15 protein-coding genes are annotated in these 15,545 nt (G+C 38.5%); all 15 read right to left on the bottom strand.

Features of this window, described 5'->3' with window-relative positions; genetic code table 11:
• Positions 1–100 precede the first annotated feature (100 nt).
• The 15 genes from ACQ4QH_RS07315 to ACQ4QH_RS07385 all read right to left on the bottom strand — a co-directional run bounded on the left by ACQ4QH_RS07315 (position 101) and on the right by ACQ4QH_RS07385 (position 15,446).
• The gene (locus tag ACQ4QH_RS07315; protein WP_439818346.1) at positions 101–1,249 is read right to left on the bottom strand and encodes a hypothetical protein; all 1,149 of its coding nucleotides are present in this window, start codon (positions 1,247–1,249) and stop codon (positions 101–103) included.
• A gap of 235 nt (positions 1,250–1,484) precedes the next feature.
• Entirely contained in the window at positions 1,485–2,264 is a 780-nt protein-coding gene (locus ACQ4QH_RS07320; protein ID WP_439818347.1) for a TIGR01457 family HAD-type hydrolase, read from the bottom strand.
• A 1-nt stretch (position 2,265) separates the two neighbouring features.
• On the bottom strand, positions 2,266–2,937 hold the full coding sequence (locus tag ACQ4QH_RS07325) for a YutD family protein (protein WP_439818348.1): 672 nt from the start codon (positions 2,935–2,937) through the stop codon (positions 2,266–2,268).
• Between the two features lie 17 nt (positions 2,938–2,954).
• Positions 2,955–4,331, bottom strand: coding sequence for a bifunctional metallophosphatase/5'-nucleotidase (locus ACQ4QH_RS07330; RefSeq protein ID WP_439818349.1), 1,377 nt, complete (start codon positions 4,329–4,331; stop codon positions 2,955–2,957).
• 4 nt (positions 4,332–4,335) lie between these two features.
• On the bottom strand, positions 4,336–4,956 hold the full coding sequence (locus ACQ4QH_RS07335) for a metallophosphatase (protein WP_439818350.1): 621 nt from the start codon (positions 4,954–4,956) through the stop codon (positions 4,336–4,338).
• A gap of 15 nt (positions 4,957–4,971) precedes the next feature.
• On the bottom strand, positions 4,972–5,424 hold the full coding sequence (locus ACQ4QH_RS07340; protein WP_439818351.1) for a phosphoesterase: 453 nt from the start codon (positions 5,422–5,424) through the stop codon (positions 4,972–4,974).
• 3 nt (positions 5,425–5,427) lie between these two features.
• Positions 5,428–6,525, bottom strand: coding sequence for a M24 family metallopeptidase (locus tag ACQ4QH_RS07345; protein WP_439818352.1), 1,098 nt, complete (start codon positions 6,523–6,525; stop codon positions 5,428–5,430).
• Between the two features lie 39 nt (positions 6,526–6,564).
• Positions 6,565–7,671: an o-succinylbenzoate synthase gene (gene menC / locus ACQ4QH_RS07350; RefSeq protein WP_439819514.1), complete on the bottom strand. Its 1,107-nt coding sequence runs from the start codon at positions 7,669–7,671 to the stop codon at positions 6,565–6,567.
• A gap of 30 nt (positions 7,672–7,701) precedes the next feature.
• A complete protein-coding gene (gene menH, locus ACQ4QH_RS07355) occupies positions 7,702–8,505 on the bottom strand; it encodes a 2-succinyl-6-hydroxy-2,4-cyclohexadiene-1-carboxylate synthase (RefSeq protein WP_439818353.1) in 804 nt (267 codons plus the stop codon).
• The gene (gene menD, locus ACQ4QH_RS07360) at positions 8,502–10,181 is read right to left on the bottom strand and encodes a 2-succinyl-5-enolpyruvyl-6-hydroxy-3-cyclohexene-1-carboxylic-acid synthase (protein WP_439818354.1); all 1,680 of its coding nucleotides are present in this window, start codon (positions 10,179–10,181) and stop codon (positions 8,502–8,504) included. The genes menH and menD overlap by 4 nt, the downstream gene beginning before the upstream one ends.
• Positions 10,174–11,355 carry an isochorismate synthase gene (locus ACQ4QH_RS07365; RefSeq protein WP_439818355.1) on the bottom strand — a complete coding sequence of 394 codons (1,182 nt, stop codon included), beginning with the start codon at positions 11,353–11,355 and terminating at the stop codon, positions 10,174–10,176. The genes menD and ACQ4QH_RS07365 overlap by 8 nt, the downstream gene beginning before the upstream one ends.
• 204 nt (positions 11,356–11,559) lie before the next feature.
• Positions 11,560–12,750, bottom strand: coding sequence for a DUF2075 domain-containing protein (locus tag ACQ4QH_RS07370; RefSeq protein ID WP_439818356.1), 1,191 nt, complete (start codon positions 12,748–12,750; stop codon positions 11,560–11,562).
• A 143-nt stretch (positions 12,751–12,893) separates the two neighbouring features.
• Positions 12,894–13,247 (bottom strand): YisL family protein, encoded by a 354-nt coding sequence (locus ACQ4QH_RS07375; protein WP_439818357.1) that lies wholly within the window; start codon positions 13,245–13,247, stop codon positions 12,894–12,896.
• A 61-nt stretch (positions 13,248–13,308) separates the two neighbouring features.
• Positions 13,309–13,971 (bottom strand): ABC transporter ATP-binding protein, encoded by a 663-nt coding sequence (locus ACQ4QH_RS07380; RefSeq protein ID WP_439818358.1) that lies wholly within the window; start codon positions 13,969–13,971, stop codon positions 13,309–13,311.
• A gap of 20 nt (positions 13,972–13,991) precedes the next feature.
• Complete coding sequence (locus ACQ4QH_RS07385; RefSeq protein ID WP_439818359.1) at positions 13,992–15,446, bottom strand: ABC transporter permease; 1,455 nt, start codon at positions 15,444–15,446, stop codon at positions 13,992–13,994.
• Positions 15,447–15,545: the final 99 nt, after the last annotated feature.

Here is a 15,545-nt window from a genome sequence, read left to right on the forward strand (position 1 = left end):
TCGTGAACGCCTCCTAAATTTATTTTGCTATGACCATATATTTATTATCTCTAATCTTTGTAAATGTGATACCTATTTTTTGTAAATTTTTCCTTTACATTTAATAATTTTCCCAAATAATCGTCCAACATTGTCGTGAACATTGTATTTTTCGATGCTGACTTATCACAGTTAATGGTTTGCTTGGCTGCACGACCATCTGCTGGTTTGTTTGCCTAATTTTTATTTTTTGTCCATCACGGTCAAACAATAATTCACGCCTGCCTATCAGAGGTAATCGTGGCCAATGTTCAATAACTAATTGCTCACCAACAAAGCAACCACCAATTAGTTGATGCCAAAAACCAGTAAGAATTGGTAACCAATCACATTGCCAAGTCAAACAGTTGAAATCTCCGGTAACATCTAACGGAGGTGCCCACAATAATCGTTGAATTTCTTCAATTGATTTTACGAGATGTAATTCATACATTAAACGACGATATAATTTTGACCAACAATAGTCTTTTTCCCATACAATATCAAATAATTGCCAGTAATTTCCCCATAATTGACGTTGATGACCAAATGTTTTTTTAAATAACTGCGTTTCTAGTACTAGTTTATCATGTGCCCTATAAAAAACATGTTTTCCAATTTTCCGTAATGGACTATTACTTACCCACTCATCTTTAGTTGATAAGCCAATTGATATAAACACTGGTTTACAAGATGTCACCACCATCCGTTGTCCCACCCATTGATTAGTTTCAACTGATCGAATTTTCAAGATAGTTAGTTGACAATACTGGCTCAACATATAGGTTATGACTTGACAGCCGTATAAATACTCTTCACTCACTGTCCAAATTGTCTCGTTATCAATCGATAGGCATTTTTGATTTAAATAAATTGCCCGCAAATATGTTGGTTGTAATGCGAACGATTGCTCTGTGATACCATAACACTTGCGTTCACACCAAGTTGCACTGTCATTCAATTCAAGCCATCGATCAGACTGGTGTACTGCTATATGACATAAATCCGCCCAAGCGTATGCCCAAACCTGTGTTAAAATTGTCCACTTCATTGGATTATTCTTTGCAAATCCGTCATCAAAAATTTGCATGTGCCCATTTGGGCTAAGTGACTCACACATACCACGAAATTTTTGGTACATCGACTGATTAGTTGCATCAGTCCACTTACCTAAATAGGTTGTCTGCTCATAAACACCCATTGTCGTTAAACGAAAGATAATTTTTTTCATCAAGGTATCCCCGACATGTTTTAACATGAGGCTAGGACAAAAGACAATACGCAATCTCTTTAGCTAAAAATATATAATATTATAAGCCTGTCAGTTTGATAGCATAAATGCGTTCCAAAAAGCTGAAGTCTCAACGTAACGCAATTTACGACTTTTGTCTCGCTCTCACAACAGCACAAAATAAAACGCCAGCACTAGCTATTTTTTTACTAACCAGACTGACGAGTCATCAATGTTATTTTTCAATGGTCCAATCATCTAATGAATTAACCCAATGTGTTGGTTGTTTGGCTTGTTTTAATACATCCGATTTTTTCGAAACACCCGAATAAACTAATAATGTATCAATATCCGCACTCAACCCCGCCTTAATATCTGTATTATAGTTATCACCAACCATAATTGCTTCATGACGTTTAATTTGTAATTTATCTAGCGCACCATCCATAATAATATGTTCTGGCTTACCAATAACAGTTGGTGCGGGTCTAACTGCCGTTGCCAAAAAGGCAACCACTGAACCAGCACCAGGCACCATCCCCCGTTCAGTTGGCAAATTGGTGTCTGGATTAGTGGCAACAAACATGGCTCCTTGTTGAATGGCTAATGTACCTTGCAGAATTTTTTCGTAAGTAACCGCTCGATCTAAACCAATTGCAACTGCATCAGCGGGTGCTTCAGTTACTAGTTCAAAGCCCTTAGCCAATAAGGCTTGCTCTAATCCTTCTTCTCCAATCATCAATACACGATGAATTTGATCAAACTTTTCTAAGTAATCAGCCAAGGCCATGGCAGATGTGTAAACCTGTTCTGGCGTCGTTGGAATTTGGTGATTATTGGTTAAATTTTCAGCGACTGCCTCAGGTGTTTTCGTTGAATTATTGGTCACAAACAAATATTTTGTCTGACTAGCCGCTAAACGATTAATGAAACGACGACCACTAGGAAATTGTTTTGTTCCTTGATAGATCGTACCATCCAGATCAATTAAATATCCATCGTAGTGTAATGCCATATTATGCCTTATCCTTTGTTTTATTTTTTGAACGTTCCCTTACTTGAAAATGGCGCCGTTTTTTTGAACCAGAAGTAGCAACAGAATTTGAACGTTTAGCGACATGCTTTTCAGGATTGTTTCCAGAATTGACCCGTTCTTTTGTCACCGGTGTACTTTTATGTTTTTTATTTTCACGATGCGTACCACCATGACTCTGCTGCTTATTCGTATGTTTTTTATTTGCCGCGCCATTACTACTATGCCGATGTTGGCGACGGCGTCTCTTAGACTTAGTGCCTTCTTTTTCTTCAACGTCAGCAACTTCATGTGGTGCCAAATTCTCTAAAACAAAAAAGGGTGCCCCAAAATTAGCTTCTTCATACAAAAAGTCTTGCAAAGCTGATATTTGTTGACTACGTGCGATGCCTTTTGTACCATCCTTGTAGAACCCCTGTAGCCGTAATTGATCTGCCGCAATATCTCCCACAATAAAATCATATTTTTCCAGGAAGTCACTAAAACGTGCTGCCATTTTTTGTTGATCATAGGCTTCCCGATAATTTTTTACTAATCGATATGGGCGTTCATTAATAAAAATATCCTCTGGTGTATCACCCGTAGTGATTGCTGTGCTAGCTTGACGCTCAATAAACTGTGCATCAGCTAATTCTTTCATGCGTTCTCGATTCATAGTTTTTCTTTCTATAATTATGGTGCAAATTCTTTATGTAAATAATTTGCAAAGTCTTCTCTTAATACAGTATCGTATGATAATGTATTTTGGCCCATAATTTCCAAAGTTGGGAAATATGGAATGAACAAATAGTGATCTAACCCACCAATCGTATAGTACGCTGTCATTTCAATTGGTTGATCATGAATAAAGACATCACCATTTTCGTCAATCGTTAACCCTGACCAAACGACTTGGCCCCACAGGTTACCGCGGAAACCCATCCCCTTTAAACGATGATTTTCCAAAAAACGATTATTTTTCATTATTTCATGAACTAATCGCCATAACTCACGTCCCTGTAAAATTGTTCGCATCGGATGAACAGCATGTGGTAATAGGGCATGCAAATCATTTGCTGTAACCACACCAGCTGGTAAATCATTTAAAAACATACCTGTTGATAACATGGCAATATCGGTTTTAGTGCGTGCCATCAATGCTGCTAAGCCCAAATCAATCAAACGATGATCGAAATCTAATTCCATATGGTAATCTTCTGGTAATATTGCGACCACTTGTTTCGTTAGTTGCTCCTCGCCACTAGCTTGATAACCATTAATTTCAATGTCATCACCGTAAACAGCTGGCAAATCATCAGTTACAATCGTGCGTGCTTGCATACTAACTAATTTACCATCTTCAATCTCAATATCAATTCTTCCAATATGATCGCCATAACGACCAGCAGCAGCTAATAATGAATTAGCATGCTTTTCACCATGTTCGAGTAAATGGTGAGTATGAGCACCAATAATTACTTGAATCTCGCTATATCGCTCGGCAATATAGCGATCCATAGGCAATCCAAGGTGAGAAAGTAATATATTAAAGTCAGTTTTACCCGCTAATTCAGGCAATATCTTTGCTAAGGCAACATCAATACGCTCAGGCGTCCAACCTAGCAGTGGATAGGTCAGCTCAAATGGTGCAGTGAATCCTAAAATGCCAATACGGGTACCTTTACTGGTGGTAATAATACGATATGGCATTGCCCAAGTAGGTAATTTATTGGACTGACGATCACGTAGATTTCCCAAAATAACCGGAAAATTCGCATCATCGTATAAATGATTAAGTTGATCATGGTTTAAGCCAAGTCCTTCATTGTTACCGATGGTTACACCATCATAGCCAATTTCGTTCATTAAACTGATGTTCGCTTGACCAAACGTTGCCTCTGTCAACGGATGCTGACGATCCATAAAATCACCAATATCAAAAGTTAAGACACTATATCCATCGCGCACTAATTGACGTTTACGAGTTAATAAATGACGGCGAATTTTTGGCCAGCGTTCCAAATGAGAATGCAGGTCATTCGTATGCAAAATTGATATTTGATCCGACATTCTTTCACCTCCGTTTTGCGAAATCGTCATGTTTACGTTGCATAATCACTTCAACTTCTTCTAGAGATAGCGGGCTTCCCCAAACTGGTTTTTTATCAGCTGGCAGATAATCCAAATCAGCACTATCAACACCAACATTAATATTCTCGGGTATCGCAACCATCGTATGATGAATATGACCATGCAAGTTAATACTATTTTGCGTTTGTCCAAGAATTAATGGGTAATGCGTTAAGAAAAATTGATGATGATTGGCTTTGACAATACGTCCCACATCTTCAAAATCAAATTTTGGATTGCCATCAACCAAAACCGGGTTGTGTGCTGTCAGATACTTAAATAGGGATCGTGAGTCATGATTTCCCTTAATAAAAACAATATGCCCTTGTAGCTGATTCAAAATATCTGCCACAAGTTCATGTGCATGTTTCTCGGGACGAACGTGATTCATCATCGCAATATCACCAAGATGATAGACCGTATCCTGTTCATCAACACGTTGATTCCAAGCATCAATCAAACCAGCATGTTCATCTGGTAAATTATCATATGGGCGTGGTGAAAAATGTTCACTTAATAATAATTTTTCGTGATAAAAATGTGTATCTGCAATAAAAAAATCCATCGTCAGCCCCTTTTCTTAACGCAATTTACCACCCGCATAACTATTTAGCCACTGTACAAATTGCGAGAAATTTTCTGGATAATCATTATAACCAATGATTTGGTACGGTTTTTCTTCATTATCCCGTTTTACTGTCAATCCCCATTCTTTTACAGGACCAGGGGATTGTTGCTGATATTCTGACTGCCAATCTGCGGTTATTAATTCTAGCTGGCGTTCAATATTCGGCCATTGAAAAGTAATATTTTGCCAAACCGATGAGAATTGTCGTAAATCTTTATCGGTCAAAATATTGCGTTGATTTTCTTGTGAAAAATCGAAACTTTCTGCTGTAATATCCATAATTGCTGCATCAAGGCTGGCCGGTGCATTAATATAAAATGCATGATTTTCAACCTTCTTTGCATAAATATAATCAAAACCAGTTGCTAAATTACCTTGATAAAAAGTTAAATATTCTAATGCCATATTTTATCTATCAATCACAATCAAATCTGTTGTGATGCCCTCAGTTAAGTTTTCAAAGCCATCCGGCGTTACAATAACATCATCTTCAATTCTAACGCCACCTTTATTAGTCACATAAATTCCTGGTTCAATTGTTAGAATCATACCCGCCTTAATCTGCTCTTCTGCTGGTACATGTCCTGAAAGAATTGGTCCTTCGTGAATATCCAGACCAACACCATGTCCTGTTGAATGAGTATATTGCTCACCATAACCAGCATCAGTAATTATCTGACGAGCCACATCATCTAAATGACTGACCGAAACGCCATCTTTAATAGCCGCAATTGTTGCTTTTTGTGCGCGTAGTACGACATCGTAAATTTTTTGCGATTCGATATCTAGTTCACCAAAAGCAATTGTACGCGTAATATCAGAGGTGTAGCCATCAACATAATAACCAAAATCAATTGTTACTAGTTCACCTTGAGTAATTGGTTTATCTGAATAAGTACCATGTGGCAGTGCTCCACGATATCCCGAAGCAACGATTGTATCGAATGAGGGCTTGTCGGCACCATGTTGTTTCATTTTATAATCTAATAGATTAGCTACTTCACGTTCAGTCATCCCAACATGTAATTCTGACAACAAATCATTAAAGCCGGCAACAGCAACATCCGCAGCATGACGTAACTTGTTCAACTCATCAGTATCTTTGATTTCTCGTAATGCTTCTACTAAATCAGGAACTGGTGCAATGTCAGTGCCAACAAAATTTTCATCGATATAATCAAAGTCACGAAAGGCTAGTGTATCTTCAAATCCCAACTTTTCAATCTTAAAACGGCGTGCTGCAGCCATTGCCACGCCCCAATAATTACGGGTAACTAATAATTCAACACCTGCTGGTAATTGATTACGGTATGCGTCCTCATATCGTGAATCCGTGATTAATGCAGCCTTATCCTTACCAATTAAAACGAGTCCATCCCCAGTACCACCAGTAAATCCTGTTAAATACTGCATATTAGTCCCATTAGCAACTAGTAACCCATCAATCTTTAAGGGTGTAAATACTTGCCGTACATTTTCAATTCTCGTAGTCATATTAGCCCTCATTTCTATATTACTTTCATTATATCAAATTGTAACACTAGCTTATTGGTAAACGATGGGTTCATGTATTAAATACTCCGCTACAGTCTGCCAATCAATTGCCACACCAATTCCATCATGCTCAGGTAGTGGTAAATATCCTTGATGTACGTCAGGTAAATCATGGCCAATATCGGCTTCAAAATAATGATCAAATTGTGCACTATCCGCAGGCACGTGGTTTGCTCCTGGCAGACTGGCCAATGCCAAATCCACCGCACGACCCAACCCACTACCTAGCATGCCACCAATCCATGGATTTAATTTGGCTTTCGTTGCTAAATTAATTGCTTGGTGAGCCTGCTCGATGCCACCTAGTTTGCCTTGTTTAATGGTCAATGCACGCGTGGTTCGTTCAGTAATGGCTCGCCTAACATCTGCTAATCCATTTAACGATTCATCCAAACTCAATTGTAAATGACTAAGCTGCTGTTGGACGCTTTTATGTTCAAACCATGCACTAGCCGGAAAGGGTTGCTCAACCAATGCTAACCCGGCACGATCCAATGTTTTTAAACGTGCAATGTCGTCTATTGACCATGAAGCGTTCGCATCCAATGAAAACATTTGTTCTGGAAATTGTGCGAGTAATTTTTTTATACTCGTGATATCCGTCTGTCGGTCAATTTTAATTTTAATCCGCCGGTAACCCTGCCCAATCAAATTATTCGCAACGGCTTGCGTTTGCTGCCAATTATCCTGTATGCCAATTACCGAGCTGACAGCAATTTGTTTTTCTTGACCACCAATCATTGACCATAATGGCTGTTTGATTTGTTTACCATAGGCATCCCAAAAAGCCATTTCAACGGCTGACTTCGCAAATGATAAATGACTGATATTAGTTAACCATTCAGAAACTGTCTGTGGTGTGTCAAAATCAAGCGAAATTAACTGCCTAGCCATGCGCTGGACCATTTCCAGAGACTGCATATGTATTTCAGGTACATATTGATCATCTGTAAAGGACTGTATCTCACCATACCCTGTAATACCATTAGTTAATGTTACAGCTACCAATGTAATGGGCCGCTGTAAGGTTGTCCCATGAGCAGTTTTAAATGGTGACTTCAAGGTCAAGGATAGCGGATAAATTTTTATTTGTTGCACCTGCAAAACGAATACCTCCCAACTATTCTACTAGTGATTAATTGTATTCAAAATATCAATCACTTGATTAGGTCGTTCGAAATGAACATTATGCCCGGCTTGTGGTACTTGACACCATTGTACGTTTGGCAGTTGTTGCTGCATTTTTTGATTGATCTTAGTAAATTTATGATCATTCATACCAGTGATTAGAGTCACTGGTATATTCATATACGCTAATTCTGACCATAAGTTTGACATTGCCCCGGTTCCAAAAAAGCGCAATGAATTAGCAACGTTTTGTGCATTTTGGTTTAACCGTTGTTCATGCATAAATAATTGTTGTGCAGTCGACATACTTTTTTGACTTTTAAATAGGGGGAGTTGCTCCCATTCATGGATAAACGTTGACATCCCAACTTGCTCAACACGATCTGCTTTTTGAATATCCGCAATAATTCGTTGCTGCCGCAAATTCTGGGTCACTAAGCCAGCCGTACCACTTTCTAAAACTAAGTGGTTGATGCGCTTGGGTACGGTGCTACCAAAAACAAGTGCTAATCTGGCTCCCATTGAATAGCCAACTAAGTTTACTTTATTAATTGATAGTTTATCTAATAGTCGACAAATATCCATCACTTGTTGCCGTCCCATAAAACGTTGTGGCTGCTGGACTGTTTTAAACTTAGAACCAAATCCTAATAAATTCATATAAATACGAGTACCGGTAGGTGTAATGCCTTGATAATCCGCTAAACTACCCATAAATCCATGGAAAAAAAGCCAGGTTGGTTTTCCCGTACCCTGAATTTCCAACTCATATTCATAGCCATTTATGCTAACCTGTTTTCTCATGACAGCGCCTCATTGATTGCACTTGTTAAATCATGATGTGCTGTAACGTTCTTTTGACGATTACTTTGTATTTCAATTATTCGTAATCGTGTGGCTGGTTTGCGAATTAATTCCGATAACGTTTCGAGTTTATCAACCAATTTATACTCCGCATCATATAAATGCGCAATCCGTTCAATCACAATAGGCAATGGTGTGCCAAACATTGGTTCAAAGTAAGCAGCCGCCTCCGCTTGTGGTAAAAATGAAAAAATACCACCACCTTGATTATTGATGACAACAATTGTCATTGGTACATGCGCCTGATGACTTAACATTAACCCATTCATATCATGGAATAACGTCAAATCACCCGTTAATAATGTGGTTGGTTTACCAGACATAGCCATGCCAAATGCCGATGAAACTGTTCCATCAATACCATTTGCACCTCGATTAGCGGCAATTTGAACTTGTTGCTCTGGCACAAAAAAATTATCCATATCTCTAATTGGCATTGAATTAGCGATAAATAGTTTTGCATTTTCAGGCAAAGTTGCCAAAGCCGCGGGTACTTGATACTCTAATGAATCCGTCTGTTCTGCTGCGACGACTGCCATGAGTTTACGTGTTAATTTTTGCCACTGAGTTAAGAAAGTCGCATTCTTAACTCCGGGTTCAGCTAATAAATCTGAAACAACTGCATCAGGATCTGCAATAACGGTCGTATGTGTATGCCGACCATGGTCGTGTCCCGCATGTTCTTGACCAATTTGAATAACTGGAATTTCTTTATCGCGTAACCATGCAACCACTTTTGCTGAGACTGGTGTCCCACCGAAACGTAGAACAATATCTGGTATCAAAGAGTCATCAATGACATCAGCGGCTAATAAACTATCAATGCCGTTAACTGCATATTCACTTGGTCGGAAATTGCTCAAAACATCAGCTAAAACAGGTAACTGATAATGCGCAGCTAACTGTTCTAACTTTTCAATATCCCATCCAATTTCATCGGGTCCCAATAACATCATTGCCTTAGGCTTACGTAACAATGCTGCAATTGCTTGGGTATTCTGCCAACCAGCTTGTCGTTGACCAACTAAGATTCGTTGTGGCGTCACGGTTGGCCATGCTTCAGCCAAATTTGGCATTAGTGGTTTACGCAGTGGTAGATTCACTTGTATTGGTCCCATTGGATGAGTTAGTGCCATCCCCACTAACTCCTGAACATGATAATCAATATACGCCGTTACATCCTCATGATCGTCTTGCATTTCAATGGCTGCATAGGCTTTCGTATGGCGCCCATACAAATTTTCTTGTTGGACAGTTTGTGGCGCCCCAACTTGTTGTAATTCAGTTGGTCGATCAGTTGTTAGTGCAATTAAAGGCACATGTGAGATACTGGCCTCCATAAAAGCAGGTAAATAGTTACCAGTAGCCGTCCCTGACGTTGCTAATAAAACAACTGGCTGATGACTAGTTTTTGCAATACCTAATGCGAAAAATGCTGCTGAACGTTCGTCGACATCGACCGTTACTCGAACATCATCACGAAGCTGTCGCATCTCGGCTAACAATAAAGCAATGGGCGTTGTCCTTGATCCTGGTGAGACAACAAAATCATGAACTCCCTGTAAAACAAGTGATGTTAGTAAGTGCTTAATATTGCGTGTTAAACTGTCAATCATTATTTACCTGCTCCTTCAATAAATTCATCATGGGTAGTAATTTTAATCCCGTTTCTTGGTACTCCATCTGTGCATCAGACGCTGCTAAAATACCTGCTCCAGCAAATAAAGTTGCTAAATTTTTACGGTACCACATCGATCTAATACCAACAATAAACTCACCATCACCATCCATAGTCATCATACCAATGGGTCCACTAAATAAACCTCGGGGCACTTTTTCTATCTGGGCTATTTCCGAAAGTGCCCAATCACGTGGCTTTCCTCCCAATGCAGGTGTCGGATGCAACTCAGCCGTAATTTGTAGCAAATTTGAATCTGATGCTAACTGCCCAGTAATCGGCGTATATAGGTGTTGTACTTGTGGGGTTTTTAAAATTTGTGGTTCAGCTGGTACCTGTAATGATTTTACATTGGCTGCTTGCAATCGTTCCTTAATTTCGGCAACGACTGTTTCATGCTCCACACGATTTTTTGAATCATGCCACAATTCATCAGCCAGGGCTTGATCACTAACCGAATCAACACCTCGTTTAATTGTGCCAGCCACAGCCGCCGTTGATAATTGGCCCCCAGTAACCTTAACTAGCCGCTCTGGTGTTGCAGATACAAACAACTCGCCACAATGCTTTAAAACAAAGTGATAGCTCGTTGGTTGTGAATGTTGTAACTTTGAAAGTAATTGTTGTTCATCTAATGGATCTGACAAAGTAATTTGACGTTGTCGTCCCAACACAACTTTTTCATGTTGTTTATTCTGTTTCATGTCATCAATCGCTGTTTGAATTCGTGATGGCCAATCCGTTTCATCAGTTATCTGCACAATGCTTGTATCAAAAGTTGTTGTCTGGCGAACTAAATCAATTGGTTGGCCCAACATTTCATGGTTGATCACGTCATAAACAACTGCTGGTTGAATAAAATAGCCATTCATCAATTCCGAATCAGCAATTTGCTGTTCATCAAAGGCAAACCCACCGAAGACCGGTTTGTTTTCATCGTTTTTAAGCGTTGCAAGCCAAGTTTTTACCTGAGTAAAAGAAGCCCCAATTAATTCAGCCTGCTTGCCAAATCCATAATACTTCGTCTGACCATCAGATGTTGCAAAATATACTGCATCATTGGCTAACGCAAAAGTCTTTTGTAGCTCTTCTTCTGTCAAAAATTTCACCATGATACCTCACTTATTTTTAATAATTGTTCCACTATTGCAACGTTTTTTCCAACGTAATTTTCTAATTTGTTACCTTTTGAGCAAAGTTTAGCGTATACTAAATTCATACAGGATAACGGTAGCGTAATACCCCTAACTGTTTTCCTGTGTCCAAAGCATGGAGATTAAGAACTAATTATTCTTAGTCTCTTTTTTGTGCTTCATTCACAGTTGCCCGAGACGATTTCTTAATTTATCATCCGCTGCTGTTAAATATAAACCTCTTGTGCCACGGGTTAATAGTATGTTTAATACATGAAACATCACTGATTGCTTCATTTCTTCCATTGCTTTTTCATCAGTAATATGGGGCGTTTTCTTATATATTTCACGATGAGTCACTTTATCCGTATCAATAAATATCCGGTCGTTTTCCTCATCATACATAAATGGTGGCCCTAAAATGACGCCCGCGTAGTTTAAATCAAATCCTTGAATCGTATATATTGATCCCACTTCATTGATGGATGCAGGCCGTTCTGCCCACGGTGTCGTTTGAACATCATATTCATCCCAAGGCAAGTTAAAATCATCAAGATAGACATTGTGTTCAGTTGCTGAACGTTTTACAAAACCAGTCGTCGCCAACATTCGAGATAAACCGACTGCTTCATTACGCTGTTTAATTGTTGCATACATATCGGCAGCTCGTTCAAAAATTCTTAAATCATAATGACCCACATCTTTTGGTAAAGATAATATTTTTCCTGTGGCCAAGGCTGATATCCATGTTTGGACACTGGCTGGTGCTTGCATTCGATATTGCATAGTCAGTTCAAAAGTTTGATGTGGGTAGGGTGCCAGACATTTTTCTAGTAATGTGCGATTCCAAAACATTTTTGACTGCATTACCTGGTTAAAATCAAACACAACGATCACAACCCGTGCCAGTTTAATTAACTCACTTAGCTGATTATCCTGTTTAAAACGAATATAAGGTTCTGGTTTAGATAATAATAAATGCCCTTCATCAACAACAATCACGTCATAACGTTGCTTATTTTTATGTGCCTGATTAATTAGCGACGTTGGTCGCATATAATCGCTTTTTTTTAAACTAGTAACCGTCTCAGATAATTCCCGATAAACTTTCAATAATTCTGGATGATTCACAGTAAACTTATTCTTCAATCCATAGTAAGCACTATCAGATTCTTTGGTGCCCTGCTGCAATTTTTCAAATAATTTTGTTAAAATAACACTTTTTCCAGTACCAGCAGCACCTTCAATAACAACAACGCTGTTAGTAGCTTGTTGCAATTGTTTTTGAATATAATTTTCTATTTTTGTTAATTGTTCCACTTGATTTTCCGTCAAGGTGGTGACATTAAATTTTTCTAGTGCAGAATTTGTCATAATTCTAGTATACAATATGCACACCAAGTTTCACGGACCATTTCACTTTTTTTAAGATCACAGAATTCTAGTAAACAAAAATCCGGCAAAAATTTGAAACAAATTCTTGCCGGAATAAATGATATTTAATTCAAGATAAATCTTTAAAACGGGAAGCCACTTGCTAAATACATACCAAATAATCCCAGTAACAAAATTAACACAATCACGATAATCGCAAAATTTTTGTTTAATTGCTGTCGTTTTTTCTTTGCAAAACTCATTTCGACAATTCCAATCAACAAAATCGCCAAAATAACCTTCACAATTGTTAATATAGGATTCGACTGATAAGCATAATGAAATAATCCAATACCTGTTGCAATCGCAACAACATAATCCAGACGTGCAATCATCATACTAACGACACTCACCTTCTGATTCGAGGTAAAAACTGCTAGTGATGCAACGATAATAAGTACTAACCACGTCATGAGATGCACCCACAAATTGATCATATCCTACCCTCCTGTAGAAAGATTACCTCTATCGTACACCATAACATTGATAAACACCTAATTACCCTTTAACTGTAAATTGGCGGTCCTTTAATTCAATTTGAATATCAGCTTCCTCCGCGATATCACGATCATGAGTAATTAATATAACGGTCTTACTGTATTCATGGGCTAATTCTTTAAACAAATCAACAATCAACTCTGAATTTTCATGATCTAAATTTCCGGTCGCTTCATCAGCAGCGACAATTGGGGCATCAACAAGTAATGCACGAACAATTGCAACACGTTGCTGTTCACCACCAGAAAGCTTCTGAACATTTTTAAATGCTTTTTCTTTATCAATACCAACTCGGGCTAATTGGTCGACAATATACTGGCGATCACCTTTATGTGAAGAATCAGTCACCGCTAGCGCCGTTTCAATATTTTGATAAGCAGTCATCGATGTCAGTAAATTATAAGACTGAAAAATTGTGGCAACATAATGCTGCCGATATTTGGTTAATCCAATTTCATTAATTGGTTGGCCATCAATAGCGATTTCACCCTCACGTGGTGCATCTAAACCAGCCAGAAAAGATAAAATCGTTGTTTTCCCTGAGCCCGACTCGCCAACAATCGCATAAAACTTACTTGGTTCGAATTCAAGGTTAACATCGCTATACAATTTATTCGATTCATCTGTGTACCAATGCGTTAATTTTTTTATGGTTAATGTCATGTTATTTCCTCACTCTCAGACTAATCAGCCTGCAAAATTTTCTTTGGTTTCATACGTAGAATCGTAATACCGGCACCACTAACAGATAACAGAGCGATTAATATTGCCATCCCACCTAACTCAGCAATTGCTCCTGGCGTCAGAACTGTATTTATATTCGTCATTTTGTTAGCTGTTCTACCCGTTCTCATGCCACCACCATTCATTGGTGCACGATTGCCTTGTCCTTGACCACCTGATTTATTCATTCCACCACCAGGTGCGCCTTGACTCATGGCAGATTGTTGTGAACTTTGTTGTTGTTGCACAAGACTATTGGAAATTGGACCTGAAACAGCAGTTCCTGCAGCAGTTGCAATACCTAATGCAACTGCTAAGACAATTAATAGTTCAGTAAATAATTGTGCAACAACTTTAATCTTAGTTTCACCCAGTGAAACTAAGATACCAATTTCACGGCGACGTTCACGTGTTATTAAGAGAATAATCAAGCCAAGAATCAAAACACCGGCAATTGCAACAACCCAAACAATCTTTGATGCAAAGCTAGCAACGCCTTTCATTTGCTTGGCAGCCGCCTTATAAGCTGCAGCATCACTCGTCAATGTCATATTTGAATCGTTCAAAACCTTCTTCGCTGCTTTTGTAAAGGCCTGTGTCTTTGATGGATCTGACATAGTATAGGTAACATTTGAAACCTTTCCCTCAGTACCCGCTAATTTATTTGATAATGTATATGATGCATAGATTGTATTTGAAGGATCTTGACTTGAGAAACCATTGGTTGTTGTCTTAGCTTTATAGATACCAACAATCTTAACTGACGTTTTCTTCGATGAATCTGAAGAATCAGCAACTTTGATAGTATCGCCAACTTTTAAGTTATTAGCCGTGGCTAATTCAGATTCGATTACGACATTATTCTTATTCTCATCACTTGTCTTGATTCCACGACCACTGACAATTTTCGCTGTGTTATCCGAAAAGCTTGATGAACCAGCAGTTGTGCTAACACCATTAATTTGAATGTTTCCAGAACTTGAAGAGTTACCAAAAATTTGCCCACCCATACCATTTTGGTTTGATGAAGATGTTGTTGAAACGGCATTAAAGCCACTCGCATTAACGGAAGTACTCGTCGATATATTGTATGATGCAACATTTGATAATGCCGCAATCTTTTTTACCTTTGTAACGGTTGTCGTTGCCTGAGTAAACGTTGGTTTTTGATTACTTGATGAAGTATCTGATGACATTTGCTTTTGCATCTTCTGCATCATTTTTTCTCGATTTTGTGACAAGGTAACTGTTGACCCAACAGAATTGGTTGCTGTTTTAGCCGACGTTAATGCAGCATTTTGAATAATCAAACCTGCCATTACAAACATTAAAATAACGCTGGCAGTAATCATTAACAAAATCGTACGACCTTTACGGGCCCACAGAGTAATCCCTGCTCGTTTTATAAAATTCATCTTTGTTTCTCCCATTCCGAATAATTTCTGTAATTTCAATATCATTATTCTATGTGCCCGAACTTTCATAAATATTAAACCAGGCTCAATTGAAACTTA

This window comes from Weissella paramesenteroides (assembly GCF_051903945.1).
Lineage (GTDB): Bacteria > Bacillota > Bacilli > Lactobacillales > Lactobacillaceae > Weissella > Weissella paramesenteroides_A.